Annotated in this window: 18 protein-coding genes; 14 read left to right on the top strand and 4 right to left on the bottom strand. The window is 58.4% G+C overall.

Annotated elements, in window-relative coordinates; genetic code table 11:
- Positions 1-25: 25 nt before the first annotated feature.
- A complete protein-coding gene (gene yjgA, locus DFO52_RS20205) occupies positions 26-577 on the bottom strand; it encodes a ribosome biogenesis factor YjgA (RefSeq protein ID WP_029739257.1) in 552 nt (183 codons plus the stop codon).
- Between the two features lie 95 nt (positions 578-672).
- Between yjgA and pmbA the strand changes: the two genes are divergently transcribed.
- The 14 genes from pmbA to DFO52_RS20135 all read left to right on the top strand — a co-directional run bounded on the left by pmbA (position 673) and on the right by DFO52_RS20135 (position 11995).
- Complete coding sequence (gene pmbA / locus DFO52_RS20200; RefSeq protein ID WP_023310180.1) at positions 673-2025, top strand: metalloprotease PmbA; 1353 nt, start codon at positions 673-675, stop codon at positions 2023-2025.
- A gap of 41 nt (positions 2026-2066) precedes the next feature.
- The gene (gene cybC, locus DFO52_RS20195; RefSeq protein ID WP_008501412.1) at positions 2067-2453 is read left to right on the top strand and encodes a cytochrome b562; all 387 of its coding nucleotides are present in this window, start codon (positions 2067-2069) and stop codon (positions 2451-2453) included.
- Between the two features lie 315 nt (positions 2454-2768).
- A complete protein-coding gene (locus DFO52_RS20190; RefSeq protein ID WP_025911967.1) occupies positions 2769-3107 on the top strand; it encodes a glycine dehydrogenase in 339 nt (112 codons plus the stop codon).
- A 10-nt stretch (positions 3108-3117) separates the two neighbouring features.
- The gene (locus DFO52_RS20185) at positions 3118-3480 is read left to right on the top strand and encodes an SFCGS family glycine-rich protein (RefSeq protein WP_010427372.1); all 363 of its coding nucleotides are present in this window, start codon (positions 3118-3120) and stop codon (positions 3478-3480) included.
- Positions 3481-3482: 2 nt separating this feature from the next.
- On the top strand, positions 3483-3782 hold the full coding sequence (locus DFO52_RS20180; RefSeq protein WP_006810338.1) for a DUF4312 family protein: 300 nt from the start codon (positions 3483-3485) through the stop codon (positions 3780-3782).
- A 22-nt stretch (positions 3783-3804) separates the two neighbouring features.
- Positions 3805-4581, top strand: a complete 777-nt coding sequence (locus DFO52_RS20175) for a DUF4311 domain-containing protein (protein WP_023310182.1) — start codon at positions 3805-3807, stop codon at positions 4579-4581.
- 13 nt (positions 4582-4594) lie between these two features.
- Positions 4595-5236, top strand: coding sequence for a DUF4310 family protein (locus DFO52_RS20170; protein WP_023310183.1), 642 nt, complete (start codon positions 4595-4597; stop codon positions 5234-5236).
- A gap of 42 nt (positions 5237-5278) precedes the next feature.
- Positions 5279-6412, top strand: a complete 1134-nt coding sequence (locus DFO52_RS20165; protein WP_133551080.1) for an amidohydrolase/deacetylase family metallohydrolase — start codon at positions 5279-5281, stop codon at positions 6410-6412.
- Entirely contained in the window at positions 6396-7514 is a 1119-nt protein-coding gene (locus tag DFO52_RS20160) for a DgaE family pyridoxal phosphate-dependent ammonia lyase (protein WP_029739261.1), read from the top strand. Before DFO52_RS20165 ends, DFO52_RS20160 begins: the two co-directional genes overlap by 17 nt.
- Positions 7511-8251: a KDGP aldolase family protein gene (locus DFO52_RS20155; protein ID WP_029739262.1), complete on the top strand. Its 741-nt coding sequence runs from the start codon at positions 7511-7513 to the stop codon at positions 8249-8251. Before DFO52_RS20160 ends, DFO52_RS20155 begins: the two co-directional genes overlap by 4 nt.
- An 83-nt stretch (positions 8252-8334) precedes the next feature.
- Entirely contained in the window at positions 8335-9471 is a 1137-nt protein-coding gene (locus tag DFO52_RS20150; protein ID WP_133551079.1) for a lactonase family protein, read from the top strand.
- 19 nt (positions 9472-9490) lie between these two features.
- Positions 9491-11401, top strand: a complete 1911-nt coding sequence (locus DFO52_RS20145) for a PRD domain-containing protein (RefSeq protein ID WP_133551078.1) — start codon at positions 9491-9493, stop codon at positions 11399-11401.
- A 77-nt stretch (positions 11402-11478) separates the two neighbouring features.
- Entirely contained in the window at positions 11479-11721 is a 243-nt protein-coding gene (locus DFO52_RS20140; protein WP_008501400.1) for a type II toxin-antitoxin system RelB/DinJ family antitoxin, read from the top strand.
- A complete protein-coding gene (locus DFO52_RS20135) occupies positions 11711-11995 on the top strand; it encodes a type II toxin-antitoxin system RelE/ParE family toxin (RefSeq protein WP_054829936.1) in 285 nt (94 codons plus the stop codon). The genes DFO52_RS20140 and DFO52_RS20135 overlap by 11 nt, the downstream gene beginning before the upstream one ends.
- A 3-nt stretch (positions 11996-11998) precedes the next feature.
- Here DFO52_RS20135 and nrdG read toward each other — a convergent pair whose 3' ends face one another.
- The 3 genes from nrdG to treC form a co-directional block, all read right to left on the bottom strand.
- Positions 11999-12463, bottom strand: a complete 465-nt coding sequence (gene nrdG, locus DFO52_RS20130) for an anaerobic ribonucleoside-triphosphate reductase-activating protein (RefSeq protein WP_047646504.1) — start codon at positions 12461-12463, stop codon at positions 11999-12001.
- Between the two features lie 98 nt (positions 12464-12561).
- Entirely contained in the window at positions 12562-14700 is a 2139-nt protein-coding gene (gene nrdD / locus DFO52_RS20125; protein ID WP_133551077.1) for an anaerobic ribonucleoside-triphosphate reductase, read from the bottom strand.
- A gap of 375 nt (positions 14701-15075) precedes the next feature.
- Positions 15076-16719: an alpha,alpha-phosphotrehalase gene (treC, locus tag DFO52_RS20120; protein ID WP_133551076.1), complete on the bottom strand. Its 1644-nt coding sequence runs from the start codon at positions 16717-16719 to the stop codon at positions 15076-15078.
- Positions 16720-16750 lie beyond the last annotated feature (31 nt).

The following is a 16750-nucleotide window of genomic DNA, read 5'->3' as shown; positions in this document are numbered from 1 at the left end:
AGAGGGCTGGGGTGAGGGGAAGAGATTACTCTTCGTTCTCAGACAGCTCGCGCAGATACTGGAAAATCAGGCGCGCAGACTTCGGCGGCTTATTCCCTTCTTTCTCTTTCTGCGCGTTGCGGATCAAGGAACGCAGCTGCTGGCGGTCGGCATCCGGCCACAGGTTCAGCACTTCCGGTACGGCATCATCACCCTGTTCAATCAGGCGATCGCGGATCTGCTCAAGCTTATGGAAAAACGCAACCTGCTGGTTGTGGCGGTTTTTCAGCTTGTCCAGCGCCTGGCGGATCGGATCGACGTCGCGCTGACGCAGCATTTTCCCGATAAGCTGAAGCTGGCGACGACGGCCTTCTTTCTTGATTTTCTGTGCCAGTTCAATGGCATCACGCAGATCCTGGTCGAGCGGGATCTTGTCCAGCGCGTTTTTACCCAGTTCTACCATTTCTGCGCCAAGCTGTTTTAACTCTTCGGCGTCACGTTTAATTTCACTTTTACTGACCCAGATGATCTCATCATCTTCGTCTTCGATGTCATCACCGGGAACGTCGTCGAGCCAGTCTTCGGGCTGCTTAGTCATGTCAGGCTCCTTAAAAAAAGAGGCTAATGTTACCAGTTAAGACGCGCACTGAAAAACGGTTCTCTGTTAGACTTCAGATAACTCTCTCTTACAGTATGGCATTTGCGATGAAAGTAACCTCACAAGTTGAAGCGCAGCGTAAGATTCTTGAAGAAGCCGTCTCCACCGCGCTGATGCTTGCTTCAGAAAAATCAGATGGCGCCGAAGTGGCGGTCAGCAAAACCACCGGCATCAGCGTGAGTACCCGCTATGGTGAAGTGGAGAACGTAGAATTCAACAGCGATGGCGCGCTTGGGATCACGGTGTATCACCAGAATCGCAAAGGCAGCGCGTCATCCACCGATCTCAGCCCGGATGCCATTGCCCGTACGGTGCAGGCGGCGCTGGATATCGCCCGTTATACCTCCCCGGATCCTTACGCAGGCGTGGCGGATAAAGATCTGCTGGCGTTTGACGCGCCGGATCTCGATCTTTTCCACCCGGCAGAAGTGACCCCGGACGAAGCGATCGAGCTGGCCGCACGCGCCGAGCAGGCTTCCCTGCAGGCTGATAAGCGCATCACCAATACCGAAGGCGGCAGCTTCAACAGCCACTACGGCATTAAAGTCTTCGGCAACAGCCACGGCATGCTGCAGGGCTACTGCTCTACCCGTCATTCGCTCTCCAGCTGCGTGATCGCCGAAGAGAACGGTGACATGGAGCGCGACTACGCCTACACCATTGGCCGCGCGCTGGGGGACTTGCAGTCTCCTGAGTGGGTGGGTAAAGAGTGTGCCGAACGCACGCTGTCGCGCCTGTCGCCGCGTAAACTCTCCACCATGAAGGCCCCGGTCATTTTTGCCAACGAAGTGGCAACCGGTCTGTTTGGCCATCTGGTGGGCGCTATCGCAGGCGGCTCGGTTTACCGTAAATCGACCTTCCTGCTCGACTCGCTGGGCAAGCAGATCCTGCCGGAATGGCTCACCATTGAAGAACATCCGCACCTGCTTAAAGGGCTGGCCTCCACGCCGTTCGACAGTGAAGGCGTGCGCACCGAACGTCGCGATATCATCAAAGACGGTATTCTGACGCAGTGGCTGCTGACCAACTACTCCGCGCGCAAGCTGGGGCTGAAAAGCACCGGACACGCTGGCGGTATCCACAACTGGCGCATTGCCGGACAGGGCCTGAACTTTGAGCAGATGCTGAAAGAGATGGGCACCGGGCTGGTGGTCACCGAGCTGATGGGGCAGGGCGTAAGCGGCATCACCGGCGACTACTCGCGCGGCGCTGCGGGCTTCTGGGTGGAAAACGGCGAAATCCAGTATCCGGTAAGCGAGATTACGATTGCCGGCAACCTGAAGGACATGTGGCGGAATATCGTTACGGTCGGTAACGATATTGAAACACGTAGCAATATACAGTGTGGTTCTGTACTTCTGCCGGAAATGAAAATCGCCGGTCAGTAATACCCGTAAAGGCGTTTTAATAATAAAAAAGGAAGTGAGCAATGCGTAAACATCTGTTAGCGATCGTCGCGGCTTCAACGCTGGTTCTTGGCTCTTCTGCGTTTGCTGCCGATCTTGAAGACGACATGGGCATCCTCGGTCAAAACCTGAAGGTGGTGCAGAAAACCGACAATGCGGCTGAAATGAAAGACGCGCTGACCAAAATGCGTGAAGCGGCGCTGGACGCACAAAAAGCGACGCCTCCGAAGCTGGAAAGCAAAGCGGCAGACAGCGCAGAGATGAAAGACTACCGCCACGGCTTTGACGTGCTGGTCGGCCAGATCGACGGTGCGCTGAAGCTAGCTAACGAAGGCAAAGTGAAGGAAGCCCAGGCGGCGGCCGAGCAGTTTGTGACGACCCGTAACACGTATCACAAGAAATACCGTTAACCGATCGCGCATCTGACAAACAACCAGCGGGGGCCAGTGGCTCCCGTTTTTTTTACGCGGTAATAAGTAAACCCTATCGCCATCACATTTTTGCGTCACCACGCCTGAACGTTTCGTTTCCCCGGCGCGCGTTTTGCCGCTGGAATACGTGATATTCATCACGCAAATACCGGGATTAATTCAGATTCACCGCATTTATGTGGCACAGATCACTGCTGCGGCTCGCCTTTCCACTTCGAAGTGGAAAACAACTCGCTACAAACAATTCCCCCCCAACGTTAGTTTTATTCCAGAGCCATTAACGGGGTAAGACCAGTGATTAACGGAGCGGTAATGAACGACGTTGGGGAACAGGCGGAGCAAACAGAACAGCTCGCGAACACCATGCTGCAGCAGGTTTATGCCCTGCTGGCCCGGAACAACATCATCCCCAATGCGGTACAGGAGCAGATGCTCACTTCCCACGTGCGCGCAATGGCGCACCGGTCCGTGACCGGCGAGCCGCTGCCGGAGGTTGAAGCAGAGCTGTTTGACGAAATTTCACCGGATTCAATGCGGCTCGCCCGTGAAGTGGTCGCGCAGTTTGGCAATCTTCCTGATGAAGAAGCCTGGCTGCTCTCCGTTCACTTTGAAGTCGCGAAAGACAACCTTTAAGGAGCAACACATGGAACAGATTACAGTCGTGATTGGCGATCGCCTGGGTAAAGGTCAGAAAGTGGCTGCCGGTGTGGAAAAAGCAGGTGGACGCGCGGTGGTTGTGCCGGGCATGGCGGCGGACATGAAGCTCGGCGACATGATGAAGGCGGAAAACGCCACCTTCGGCATCTCCTTCTGCGGCAGCGGCGGCGCGGGTGCCATCACTGCCCAAACCAAATATGGCTACAAGGCCAAATACGGCATGCGTTCGGTGGAAGAAGGCGTGACCGCCATCAACGAAGGCTGCAACGTGCTGGGCTTTGGCTTTATGGATAAAGAAGAGCTGGGCGAGCGTCTGGTACAGGCGTGGCAGAAGAAATACGGCGCATAAGCATGAAAGAACAGTTCACAACCACGGTGAGAGTGAAGGGAAAAGGCGACGCCAAAGCGCGCGCCTTTGCCGACGCGCTCAACCACGTTCAGGCCGCGGTGATGAAAGCCTCACCGCATATCTTACTGCGTATTGAGCCACAGGATGTGCAGGTCGTTCAGGCGCAAGAAGCGGTGCGTAAAGAAGCGTTTCTGTTCTTCTTTCTGCGCCGGGAAAGACGCACCTACAGCGTGGAGCTGGATGTGACCGTCAACGTGACCGCTATCAATCTTGACCAGGTGGATTTCGTCACGCAACGCTGATTATTCATAAAAGGGCAGACTGATGTTCTTAATTATATTAATAAAATCGCTCATCATTGGCGGCCTGGTTGGCGTCGGTGTCGGAGCCGGGGCTGCACGCATGTTTCATGCGCCTACCACTCAGGGTATGGGCGCGTTTCGTACGTTGGGGGAACTGAACTCCTGTGAAGGGGATCCGGCGTCCCACTTCTCCTTTGGGTTAGGTTTCTTCTTTAACGCCTGGGCCTCTTCCGTGGCCGCAGGTGCCTTCACACAGGACGTTGACCACCGCATCATCCCGAACTGGGGTGCTGCTGCACTGATGATCAAAAACCGTAACGTCGGCGAAACGCTGCACGACCCGCGCAAAATGGCGATTGCCTGCGGCGTGATCGGCATGCTCGTCGTCACCTTCCTGAACCTGACCGCCTCCTCCGTTCCGGCAGCGCTCCAGGTCACCGCGGTCAAGGTGCTGGTGCCTGCGGCAAACCTGCTGGTGAACACCGTCATGCCGGTGATCTTCTGGCTGGCGGCCATCGACGCGGGTAAAAAGTCGGGCTTCTGGGCCACCATCTTTGGCGGCGCGGCGCAGCTGATTATGGGCAACGCCGTACCGGGCCTGGTGCTGGGGATCCTGATCGGGAAAGGCGTGGAAGAGAGCGGCTGGAACCACGTCACCAAAGTGATGATGGCGGCGATCGTCCTGCTCTTCGTGCTGAGCGGCTTCTTCCGCGGCTTCGACATGAAGATGATCGAATCCTTCCATCTGACCGTGCCGAACTGGCTCGACATGATCCACAACTCGCTCAGCGGTAAATAACAGGAGCCTCTAAATGGAACAGAATAAAGGTTTTTGGTATGCCGACTGGTCGTTCCCGATCTTCGTTGGCCTGCTCTCCTCCGGCGTCTTCGCCGGGACGCACATGTACTACCTCTACGGCATCGGTGCGTTTAACGAAGTGGCCTTCGTGGCGATGCTGAAAGCGGGGATAGATACCGGCGTCTACGGCGCGGTGGCGGCATTTGGCGCGAGCTTCCTGTTCGCCCGTATTATCGAAGGCTCGCTGGTGGGGATTCTCGATATCGGCGGTGCGATCCAGACCGGCGTGGGCCTCGGCGTTCCGGCGCTGCTGCTGGGCGCGGGCATCATGTTCCCGGTGACCAACTTCATTGCCGCGCTAATTACCGGCCTGGTGATTGGTCTGGCGATTGGCTACGTCATCATCCTGGCGCGTAAGTTCACCATCAACCAGAGCAACTCTACCTACGGTGCAGACGTAATGATGGGCGCGGGTAACGCCTCCGGCCGCTTCCTCGGGCCGTTGATTATCCTCAGCGCCATGACCGCCTCCATTCCTATCGGCGTCGGTTCCCTGCTGGGTGCGCTGGTGTTCTACATCTGGCAGAAGCCGATCACCGGTGGCGCCATTCTCGGCGCAATGCTGTTGGGCTGGCTGTTCCCGGTCGCCCTTTAATACCCGCGGGCGCTCAGGCGCCCGCCTTATCAGGAGATCCTCATGTTTGATTTACTCCTGCGCCGTGCGCGCCTTGCCGACGATACCCTGACCGATATCGCCATTCAGGACGGGAAGATCGCGGAGCTGGGCGAGATTAACGCCCCCGCGCATAAAACGGTTGAGCTGAACGGCGACGTGTTCGTCAGCGCAGGCTGGATTGACTCCCACGTTCACTGCTACCCGAACTCCCCGATTTACCACGACGAGCCCGACAGCGTGGGCATTGCTACCGGCGTCACCTCCGTGGTGGACGCGGGCAGTACCGGTGCCGACGACGTGGACGATTTCTACGACATCACCCGCAGGGCCTCTACCGAGGTGTTTGCCCTGCTGAACATCTCCCGCGTGGGGCTGATCGCTCAAAACGAGCTGGCCAACATGGCGAATATTGATGCCGACGCGGTGAAGCAGGCGGTGAAGCGCCACCCTGATTTTATCGTCGGCCTGAAGGCGCGCATGAGCAGCAGCGTGGTCGGTGAAAACGGCATTACGCCGCTGGAGCGGGCGAAAGCCATTCAGAAAGAGAACGGCGACCTGCCGCTGATGGTGCATATTGGCAACAACCCGCCGAACCTCGACGAAATTGCCGAGCTGCTGAGCTCCGGCGACATCATCACCCACTGCTACAACGGCAAGCCCAACCGCATTCTGACGCCCTCCGGCGAGCTGCGCGCCTCCATCACCTCCGCCCTGAAGCGCGGCGTGCGTCTGGACGTCGGCCACGGCACGGCGAGCTTCAGCTTTGAGGTGGCGAAACGCGCCATCGCGATGGGCATTCTGCCGCACACCATCAGCTCGGATATCTACTGCCGCAACCGCATCAACGGCCCGGTGGGCTCGCTGGCAAGCGTAATGTCTAAATTCCTGGCCATCGGCATGTCGCTGCCGCAGGTGATTGACTGCGTGACCGCGAACGCCGCCGACGGCCTGCGCCTTGCGCGCAAGGGCCGCATCCAGCCGGGTCTCGACGCCGACCTGACGCTGTTCACGCTCAAACGCCAGCCGACGGTGCTGACGGATGCTGAAAACGACAGCCTGCAGGCTGAACACATTCTGGTGCCGCTTGCCGCGATCCGCGCGGGCAAGGGCTACATGACCGAACAAGGGAGCACGGAACATGCCTTCGATTTATGAGAAGTACAACTTAAAGCAGGTTATCAACACCTCTGGCCGCATGACGGCGCTGGGCGTTTCCACGCCGCGCCCGGAAGTGGTGCAGGCGGCGATGGACGGCATGAATCACTATTTCGAGATGAAGGATCTGGTCAACAAAACCGGGGAATACATCGCGAAGCTGCTGGATGTGGAAGGCGCGACGGTGGTCTCCTGCGCGTCGGCGGGCATTGCCCAGTCCGTGGCGGCGGTGCTGGTGAAAGACAGCGACTGGCTGCTGGAAAACCTGCATGTGACTCCGATTGAGAACAACGAAATCGTCCTGCCGAAAGGCCACAACGTGAACTTTGGCGCGCCGGTGGGCACCATGGTGGCGCTGGGCGGCGGCAAGCTGGTGGAGGCGGGCTACGCCAACGAATGCTCTGCCGATCAGCTGGCGGCGGCGATCACTCCGCGCACCGCGGCGATCCTCTACATCAAATCTCACCACTGCGTGCAGAAAAGCATGCTCAGCGTCGAGCAGGCGGCGGTTGTGGCGCGCAAGCACGATCTCCCGCTGATCGTCGATGCGGCGGCGGAAGAAGATCTGCACGCGTACTACCGATCCGGCGCCGATCTGGTGATCTACAGCGGCGCGAAGGCGATTGAAGGCCCAACCAGCGGGCTGGTGATCGGCAAAACCCAGTACGTTGAATGGGTGAAGCGCCAGACCGCGGGCATTGGCCGCGCCATGAAAGTGGGCAAGGAGGGCATTCTTGGCCTGACCTGCGCCATCGAACACTACCTGACGGCGACCAAAGAGAGCGGGGCCGAGATGGTGGCGAAGATGACGCCGTTTATCGACGCGCTCAATACCCTGAACGGCGTGACCGCTCGCGTGGTCTGGGACAGCGCCGGTCGCGATATCGCCCGTACAGAGATTAAGTTCGACGAAGCCGCAACGGGCGTCGGCACGGGCGATCTGGTGGCGAAGCTGAAACAGGGGGAATACGCCATTTACTTCCGTGGCTACAAGGCCAACGAAGGGATTATCGAGGCGGACGTGCGCAGCGTGAACGCTGACCAGCTGAACATCGTGTACCGCCGCATTAGCGAAGTATTAGGACAGGAGAAAAAAGCATGAAACTGACCCCCAACTTTTACCGTGACCGCGTCTGCCTGAACGTGCTGGCAGGATCGAAAGCCAACGCCAGCGCCATTTACGAGGCGGCGGAAGGTCACGTGCTGGTGGGCGTGCTCTCCAAAAATTACCCGGACGTGGCGAGCGCCGTTGCCGATATGCGTGAATATGCCGCGCTGATTGATAACGCACTCTCCGTAGGCCTCGGCGCCGGGGATCCGAACCAGTCTGCTATGGTGAGTGAAATCTCCCGTCAGGTGCAGCCGCAGCACGTCAACCAGGTCTTCACCGGCGTGGCCACCAGCCGCGCGCTGCTGGGGCAGAATGAATCGGTGGTTAACGGTCTGGTCTCTCCGACCGGCACCGTGGGCATGGTCAAAATCTCCACCGGACCGCTGAGCAGTAACGCGCCGGACGGCATCGTACCGGTTGAAACCGCGATTGCCCTGCTGAAGGATTTCGGCGGCAGCTCCATCAAATACTTCCCGATGGGCGGCCTGAAGTGCCGTGACGAGTACAAAGCGGTGGCGGAAGCCTGCGCCCGTCACGACTTCTGGCTGGAGCCGACCGGGGGTATCGATCTGGAAAATTATGAGGAGATCCTGCAGATCGCCCTCGACGCGGGCGTGAGTAAAATCATCCCGCATATCTACAGCTCGATTATCGACAAAGCCAGCGGCGATACGCGCCCGGAAGACGTGCGTACGCTGCTTGCGATGACGAAGAAGCTGGTGAAGTAGTATCTGCCCTCACCCTAACCCTCTCCCTTTGGGAGAGGGCCGGGGTGAGGGAAAACAAACCGCACAAATATAAAGGAGCCACCATGCACACCCGTACCCTGCTTGTTGCTTCACTCTCAATGTTCGCCACCGCCGCCATCGCCCAGACGCAGTACGCCTGGGTGGGCACCTACAACCCCAACGGCGAAGGGCTGTACCGCTTTACCGTTGACCCGCAAAGCGGCGCGCTGGCGAATAAAACGCTGGTGAGCAAGCTGCCGAACGCTGCGCAGCTGGCCGTCTCGCACGACGGAAAAACGCTCTATCTGGCAAGCGAAGTGGAGCAGGGCGTGGTGCAGGCGCTGAGGGTGGGGGATAACGGCGCGCTGAGCGAGCTGAATCAGGTGGCCTCCGGCGGCGCGGGGCCGGTGTATCTTTCCCTGACGCCGAACGGTCGCCATCTGCTGGTGGCGAACTACGTCAGCGGATCTATCGCAGTGCTGCCCGTTAAAGCAGACGGCAGCCTGGGTGAGGCGACGGATAAGCATCAGGATCAGGGCGAGCCGGGCGCGGCGAAGCCGGAAGCGGCAGCGGAGGGCAGCTTTGCCATCAGCGATCATAACGGCCCCCACGCGCACATGATCGCCGCCGATCCGAGCGGGAAATACGTCTTTTCCACCGATCTTGGGCTGGATCGCCTCTACCAGTACCGTTTTGACGATCGAACAGGGAAGCTGACGCCGAACGATCCGCCGTTTATCAGCGCCTCCTCAAAAGGCGCCGGGCCGCGCCACTTTGTCTTTACGCCAAAAGGCGATGCCCTGTGGCTGATTAACGAAGAGGCATCTACGCTCACCCATTATACCGTGAGCGCCAACGGCACCTTAAAAGAGGGCAAAACGCTTTCAGCCCTGCCGGAAGGTTACAAAGGCACCAGCTTTGCTGCCGGGCTCGCATTAAGCGCCGACGGTAAACAGCTGTATGTGGCTAACCGTTTGCATAACAGCATCGGGCACTTTACCGTAACAGCGGAGGGCACGCTGACGCATCAGGACGACGTGTGGACGCGCGGCGACTACCCGCGCACCCTGACGCTTGATAAGCAGGGGCGCTGGCTGTACGTCATGAACCAGCGCAGCGACAACATTACCCGTTTCCGCGTGGCGCAGGACGGCAAATTGAGCTTCGAGCCAGACTACACACCGGTCGGCAGCCCATCCCAGATGGTCATTTCACCTTAAGCCGTAAGAGGACAAACCCGTGCGATTTCCGAACCAACGTTTAGCGCAACTGTTCGATCTGTTGCAAAACGAGACGCTGCCGCAGGACGAGCTGGCGCAGCGGCTGTCGGTCTCCACGAGAACCGTCCGTGCCGATATCACCGCCCTGAACGCGCTGCTGGCAGGCCACGGCGCGCAGTTTATATTGAGCCGGGGCAACGGCTACCAGCTCAAAATTGATGATGCCCAGCGCTACCAGCAGCTGCAGGCATCCCACCCGCGCGCGCTGCGTATTCCCCGGACCGGGCCGGAGCGCGTGCACTATCTGGTGGTGCGTTTTCTCACCTCGGCATTTTCTCTTAAGCTCGAGGATCTGGCTGACGAGTGGTTCGTCAGCCGCGCCACGCTGCAAAGCGACATGGCCGAAGTGCGCGAGTGGTTTCACCGCTACAACCTGACGCTGGAAACGCGTCCGCGCCACGGCATGAAGCTGTTTGGCAGCGAGATGTCGACCCGCGCCTGCCTGACCGATCTGCTCTGGGAGCTGGCGCAGCAGGACAGCCTGAACCCGCTGGTGACCGACGTGGCGCTGAATGCAGGCGTGGTGGAGCAGATGGTGCCTGTGCTGCACGAGGCGCTGACGCGTCATCACATCCGTCTGACCGATGAAGGCGAACTGTTCCTGCGCCTGTACTGCGCGGTGTCGGTGCGGCGCATCAGCGAGGGCTATCCGCTGCCGGAATTCCATGCCGAAGACGTGGAAGAGAACGTGCGCGAGGCGGCGAAGGATATCGCCGTTACTATCCAGCAGCTGGCGGGCAAAGCGCTTTCACCTTCGGAGGAGAGCTGGCTCTGCGTGCACATTGCGGCGCGGCAGATCCAGGAGATTGCCCCGAGCGCAATTAACGCGGATGACGACGAAGCGCTGGTCAACTACATCCTGCGCTATATCAACACCCACTATAACTACAACCTGCTCAGCGACGAGCAGCTGCACGCGGACCTGCTCACGCACATCAAGACGATGATCACCCGCGTGCGGTATCAAATCATGATCCCCAACCCGCTGCTGGATAACATCAAGCAGCACTACCCGATGGCGTGGGATATGACCCTCGCGGCGGTATCGAGCTGGGGAAAATACACGCCGTATGTGATCAGCGAAAACGAGATCGGCTTCCTGGTGCTGCATATCGGCGTCGGGCTGGAGCGCCATTACAACATCGGCTACCAGCGCCAGCCGCGCGTGCTGCTGGTGTGCGACGCCGGGAATGCCATGGTCCGCATGATTGAAGCGGTGCTGCAGCGTAAATACCCGCAGATTGAGGTGACGCGAACCCTCACCCTACGCGAGTACGAATTGGCCGACTCTATCGGCGAAGACTTCGTGATCGCCACAGCCCGCGTGAGCGAAAAGTCTAAGCCGGTGGTGACGATCGCCCCGTTCCCGACCGATTACCAGTTAGAGCAGATCGGCAAGCTGGTGCTGGTGGACCGCACCCGCCCGTGGATGCTGGATAAATACTTCGACGCGGCCCATTTCCGCATTCTCGACAAGCCCGTTGACCAGCAAACGCTGTTCCGCGAGCTGTGCGCGCAGCTTGAAGGCGAAGGTTTCGTTGGCGCGGAGTTTCTGGATTCGGTCGTCGAGCGTGAAGCCATCGTCAGCACCATGCTCGGCGACGGTATTGCGCTGCCGCACTCCCTCGGCCTGCTGGCGCAGAAAACGGTAGTCTATACCGTGCTAGCCCCGCACGGCGTCCAGTGGGGCGACGAAACCGCGCACGTCATCTTCCTGCTCGCCATCAGCAAAAGCGAATACGAAGAGGCGATGGCGATTTACGATATCTTCGTCACCTTCCTGCGTGAACGGGCGATGTCGCGGCTCTGTAGCTGCGGAGATTTTGCCGGGTTTAAGGCGGTGGCGATGGAGAGTTTGAGCCGGTTTTGAGAGGCGTTATCCAGAATTCGATGTAATGCGAATGTAATGCTAAACTGCATTACAAATTCGATTTTACCGGAGGCATAATGGCCACGCTGAACGTCCGTCTGGATGACAAACTCAAAAACGAGGCTTATGCCGTGCTGGAAAAACTCAATATCACCCCAACGGAAGCCGTGCGATTACTGTTTCAGTACGTCGCGGAGACGGGACGTATGCCGGTGAAAACGGTCACGATTAGCGACAGTGAAGATGCGCTGATACAGACGGTCCGGGAGCGACTGGCGAATCCGCAAAAGGGAATTAAGGTTAGTCTGGATGACTTATGAACTGGCATTTGATCCGAGGGCGTTAAAGGAGTGGAGCAAGCTGGGGGAGACTGTAAAAGACCAGTTTAAGAAGAAACTTGCGGAGGTGTTGGTGAATCCCAGGGTCGAATCGGCCCGCCTGCATGGTCTACCGGATTGCTACAAAATAAAACTCAGATCGCAGGGTTATCGTTTGGTCTATCAGGTTCAGGACAACGTTGTAACGGTATTTGTTATCGCTATCGGTAAGAGAGAGAAATCAGCCGTTTATCATGATGCAAACAAACGGCTTTAGCTATCACCGCAAATGATGCACTACCTGGTTACTGCTGCCGCGCCAAATCAGAGCCGGATCTTTTAAATCCTGCACAAACTTGCCGTCGACCAGGACGTTAATCAGATCCACCACTTCCATTTGCTGCGCGTTCAGCTCATCCAGCTTATAACCCGTCCAGACCCAAATATCTTTGCCTGCACATTCGCGGCGAATGCGCTTCACCAGCTTCAGGATATCCGGCACGTTTTGCGGGTGCAGGGGGTCGCCGCCGGAGAGCGAAATCCCCTGGCGTTTGATGCGCGTATCGTTCAGGTCGTTGACGATCCGGTCTTCCATTTCGGCGGTGAACGGCATGCCGGAATTTAAGCGCCAGGTGCTTTTGTTATAGCAGCCGGGGCATTCGTGGACGCAGCCTGAAACAAACAGGGTGCAGCGGGTGCCGGGGCCGTTGACGATGTCGACGGGGTAGTATTGATGGTATCGCATAGAAAATGTCCAGAGAATGTGTGCGCGCTGATGCCCTCACCCCGACCCTCTCCCACAGGGAGAGGGGTAGGGTGAGGGGGGAGAACCCTGCGCAGAACTTACCCGATCTGCCCATTCCCCAAATGCTTCACGCGACGCTTCACCTCTTCCTGCTTGCCGGCGTTAAACGGACGCGCGTCCGGGCTGCCGAGATAGCCGCACACGCGACGGGTCACGGAGACGCGGGCCGCATCGTGGTTGCCGCATTTCGGGCAGGTGAAGCCTTTGCTCGTACATTCGAACTCACCGGTAAAGCCGCACTCGTAGCACTCGTCGATTGGCGTGTTGGTTCCGTAATACGGCACGTGCTGATAGCTGTAATCCCACACGTCTTCCAGCGCCTTCAGGTTGTGCTGAATGTTCGGATACTCGCCGTAGCAGATGAACCCGCCGCTGGCGATCGGCGGATACGCCGCTTCGAAGTCGATCTTGTCGTACGGGGTCACCTTTTTCTCCACGTCGAGGTGGAAGCTGTTGGTGTAATACCCTTTGTCGGTCACGCCTTCCACAATCCCGAACTCGGCGGTGTCCAGACGGCAGAAGCGGTCGCACAGGTTCTCGCTCGGCGTGCTGTAGAGGCTAAACCCGTAGCCGGTTTCCTCTTTCCACTGGTCTACCGCGTCGCGCAGGCGCTGAACAATCGCGATGCCTTTCTCACGCAGGGCCTCGCTGTCGTACATATGCGTGTCGCCAGCCAATGCGTTGATGGTCTCGTGAATGCCGATATAGCCCAGCGAAATGGACGCGCGACCGTTTTTGAAGATCTCAGACACGTCATCGTCCGCCTTCAGGCGCACGCCGCAGGCCCCTTCCATATAAAGGATCGGCGCCACGCGGGCTTTCACCCCTTCAAGGCGCGCAATGCGGGTCATCAGTGCCTTACGCGCCAGCTGCAGGCGCTCGTCCAGCAGCGTCCAGAATTCCGCTTCATTCCCTTTCGCCTCCAGCGCGATGCGCGGCAGGTTAAGGCTGATGACGCCCAGGTTGTTGCGCCCGTCGTGGATCTGCTCGCCGTTTTCATCTTCGTACACGCCGAGGAAGCTGCGGCAGCCCATTGGCGTTTTAAATGAACCGGTCACTTTGACGACCTGATCGTAGTTCAGGATGTCCGGGTACATGCGCTTGCTCGCGCACTCCAGCGCCAGCTGTTTGATGTCGTAGTTCGGATCGCCAAACTTGTGGTTCAGGCCGTCGCGGATAGCGAATACCAGTTTCGGGAACACCGCGGTTTTGCGGTTTTTGCCGAGGCCGGAAATGCGGTTGCGCAGGATGGACTGCTGGATCAGGCGCGATTCCCAGCTGGTGCCCAGACCAAAACCGAAGGTCACAAACGGCGTCTGGCCGTTGGCGGTGTGCAGCGTGTTTACCTCATACTCCAGCGACTGGAAGGCGTCGTAGCACTCTTTCTCGGTGCGGGAGTGCGCATAGCCGTCGGCGTCCGGGATCTGCCACTCTTCGGCCGTTTTACGATGCTTGTTGAAGCTTGCCGTCACGAACGGGGCCAGCACTTCATCAATGCGGTTAATCGTGGTGCCGCCATAAATATGGCTGGCGACCTGAGCGATAATCTGCGCGGTGACGGCGGTGGCCGTGGAGATCGACTTAGGCGGTTCAATCTCGGCGTTACCCATTTTAAAACCGTGGGTCAGCATGCCCTTCAGGTCGATCAGCATGCAGTTGAACATCGGGAAGAACGGCGAATAGTCGAGATCGTGGTAGTGAATTTCACCGCGCTCGTGCGCCGACACCACGTCGCGCGGCAGCAGATGCTGACGGGCATAGTGTTTGGCGACGATACCGGCCAGCAGGTCGCGCTGGGTCGGGATCACTTTGCTGTCTTTATTGGCGTTTTCATTGAGCAGGGCGGAGTTGGTCTGCTCCACCAGGCCACGGATTTCCTGGTTCAGACGACCGCGCTTCTCACGCTGCACGTCACGATCGTGACGGTACTCAATGTAGGCGCGCGCCAGCTGTTTGTAAGGCCCCGCCATCAGCTGGTTCTCAACCGCGGTCTGGATCTCGTTGATATCAACCTGGCTGCGTTCGTTCATCTGGCTGCTAACGACTTCTGCGACGGTGGCGCAGTAATCTGCGTCATCGACTCCCGCTGCTTTAGCTGCACGCAGAATGGCTTCCTGGATGCGCTCTGATTTAAACGGCACTTTACAGCCATCACGTTTCATCACATGCGGTGTCATGATCACTCCATTTTTTGAAAACAGGTTATCCACAGAGGTGGAGAAGTATTCACCGGGCGTATTCCCCGCCGGGCCAAAGACTTCCCGCGTGCCCAGCTCGTGTTATCCACAATTCCGGCCAGCGTAAGCGCCGTCTTGTTGTTGGAATAGTAGACGATAAATACAAGATGTTGGGTCGGCGTGCATTTTAAGTGCTACATATAGTGATTTGCATCAAACATGTTTGCGTTTTATTTGATGCAGAACAAAGTAAAAAGACGAGAGTACAAACGGCGGGCGCTTCAGCGATTGTAAAGGCGAGCGAGAAAAATCTGATTAATTATTCAACAAAAACAGTAAAATAAGCCGGGTGCAGGGCTGCACCCGGCAGGACGGTTACTGCTGCAGCCACCAGACGGCTTCAAACGGACGGAGCGACGTCGTTTGCGGTGCCGGGTAGTTACTCATCAGCATCTGCGACTTATCGCTGAGAGCGTCTGTCTGCCATTCCTGAGGCGTAGGACTCAGGTTTGCCGCCACTATCAGCGTCTGCCCCTGCCACTGAAGACGGTAGCACCAAAGAGAAGGATGTTCCGGCAGGAGATCTTCATAATCTCCCCACGTCAGCACCGGCAGGGTTTTGCGCAGGCTAATCAGCGACCGGTAGGTGTAGAACACCGAATCCGGGTCGTCCAGCGCCGCGCGGGCGTTCACGGTTTCGTAGTTATCGCAGACGCCAATCCACGGCTCGCCCTCGGTAAAGCCCGCATTGTGCGAGGCGTCCCACTGCATTGGGGTTCGACCGTTATCACGAGACTTACTCGCCAGAATCGCCAGCAGTTCATCCGGCTCGCGGCCGCTGGCCCGCAGTTCCGCAAACATGTTCAGGCTCTCCACGTCGCGATAGTCGGTAATGCGGCTGAAGTGCGGGTTGGTCATCCCCAGCTCTTCGCCCTGGTAGATATACGGCGTGCCCTGCATGCCGTGCAGCACCATGCCGAGCATCTTCGCGGCCTGAACGCGGTATTCTCCTTCGTCACCAAAGCGCGACACGATGCGCGGCTGATCGTGGTTACACCAGAACAGCGCGTTCCAGGCCCTGTTGTGCATCCCCTGCTGCCAGTGGCGGAAGAGGGTTTTCAGCGCCACGAAGTCCGGCTTCGCCTTCGTCCATTTTTCGCCGCCGGGGTAGTCCACCTTCAGGTGGTGGAAGTTAAAGGTCATCGACAGCTCGCGTCCGTCGAGCGAGGCGTACTGCTGGCAGTTCTCCAGCGAGGTCGAGGACATCTCGCCCACCGTCATCAGGTTGCGTGGGGTGAAGACGTCGCGGCTCATCTCCTGCAGATATTCGTGAACGCGCGGCCCGTCGGTGTAGAAGCGGCGGCCGTCTCCGATGTTGTCGTCCGGGAAATCCTGGTCTTTTGAAATCAGGTTAATCACGTCGAGACGCAGGCCGTCCACGCCGCGATCGGCCCAGAACTCGCATACCTTTTTCAGCTCGGCGCGCACTTCAGGGTTTTCCCAGTTGAGATCCGCCTGCTCCGGAGCGAACAGGTGCAGGTAATACTGCTCGCTCTCGGCGTGCCAGCGCCAGGCGTTGCCGCCAAACTTGGAGCGCCAGTTGTTGGGAAGCTGCTCCGGCGTGCCGTCGCGCCAGATGTAGAACTGGCGGTACGGGCTCGCTTTGTTCAGCGATTCGCGGAACCAGGCGTGCTGCGTGGAGGTGTGGTTAAACACCATATCCAGCACGATGCGAATGCCGCGCTCGTGCGCCCGGGCAACCAGCTCGTCGAAATCATCCAGCGTACCGTAGGCCGGATCGATGGCGGTGTAATTCGCCACGTCGTAGCCGTTATCCACCTGCGGGGAGATATAAAATGGCGTCAGCCAGATGGCGTCGATGCCGAGGGTTTTCAGGTAGTCCAGACGCTGCGTCACGCCGCGCAGATCGCCGGTGCCGCTGCCGGTGGTGTCCTGGAAGCTCTTTGGGTAAATCTGATAGATGACGCCGTTCTGCCACCAGTGAGGAAGGGTATTCATAGTGCGTTCCTGCAAATGCGAAGGGGCGCAA

Origin of the sequence: Enterobacter sp. AG326, assembly GCF_004362415.1 — a bacterium.
GTDB classification, from domain to species: Bacteria; Pseudomonadota; Gammaproteobacteria; order Enterobacterales; family Enterobacteriaceae; genus Enterobacter; species Enterobacter asburiae.
Note: the sequence above shows the minus strand (reverse complement) of the source record. Positions and strands in the feature narration are given on the sequence as shown.

Bases quoted from the DNA above. Each gene is read 5' to 3' on its own strand.
- yjgA (WP_029739257.1), bottom strand. From the start codon at position 577: ATGACTAAGCAGCCCGAAGACTGGCTCGACGACGTTCCCGGTGATGAC.
- pmbA (WP_023310180.1), top strand. From the start codon at position 673: ATGGCATTTGCGATGAAAGTAACCTCACAAGTTGAAGCGCAGCGTAAG.
- cybC (WP_008501412.1), top strand. From the start codon at position 2,067: ATGCGTAAACATCTGTTAGCGATCGTCGCGGCTTCAACGCTGGTTCTT.
- DFO52_RS20185 (WP_010427372.1), top strand. From the start codon at position 3,118: ATGGAACAGATTACAGTCGTGATTGGCGATCGCCTGGGTAAAGGTCAG.
- DFO52_RS20180 (WP_006810338.1), top strand. From the start codon at position 3,483: ATGAAAGAACAGTTCACAACCACGGTGAGAGTGAAGGGAAAAGGCGAC.
- DFO52_RS20175 (WP_023310182.1), top strand. From the start codon at position 3,805: ATGTTCTTAATTATATTAATAAAATCGCTCATCATTGGCGGCCTGGTT.
- DFO52_RS20170 (WP_023310183.1), top strand. From the start codon at position 4,595: ATGGAACAGAATAAAGGTTTTTGGTATGCCGACTGGTCGTTCCCGATC.
- DFO52_RS20165 (WP_133551080.1), top strand. From the start codon at position 5,279: ATGTTTGATTTACTCCTGCGCCGTGCGCGCCTTGCCGACGATACCCTG.
- DFO52_RS20160 (WP_029739261.1), top strand. From the start codon at position 6,396: ATGCCTTCGATTTATGAGAAGTACAACTTAAAGCAGGTTATCAACACC.
- DFO52_RS20155 (WP_029739262.1), top strand. From the start codon at position 7,511: ATGAAACTGACCCCCAACTTTTACCGTGACCGCGTCTGCCTGAACGTG.
- DFO52_RS20150 (WP_133551079.1), top strand. From the start codon at position 8,335: ATGCACACCCGTACCCTGCTTGTTGCTTCACTCTCAATGTTCGCCACC.
- DFO52_RS20140 (WP_008501400.1), top strand. From the start codon at position 11,479: ATGGCCACGCTGAACGTCCGTCTGGATGACAAACTCAAAAACGAGGCT.
- DFO52_RS20135 (WP_054829936.1), top strand. From the start codon at position 11,711: ATGACTTATGAACTGGCATTTGATCCGAGGGCGTTAAAGGAGTGGAGC.
- nrdG (WP_047646504.1), bottom strand. From the start codon at position 12,463: ATGCGATACCATCAATACTACCCCGTCGACATCGTCAACGGCCCCGGC.
- nrdD (WP_133551077.1), bottom strand. From the start codon at position 14,700: ATGACACCGCATGTGATGAAACGTGATGGCTGTAAAGTGCCGTTTAAA.
- treC (WP_133551076.1), bottom strand. From the start codon at position 16,719: ATGAATACCCTTCCTCACTGGTGGCAGAACGGCGTCATCTATCAGATT.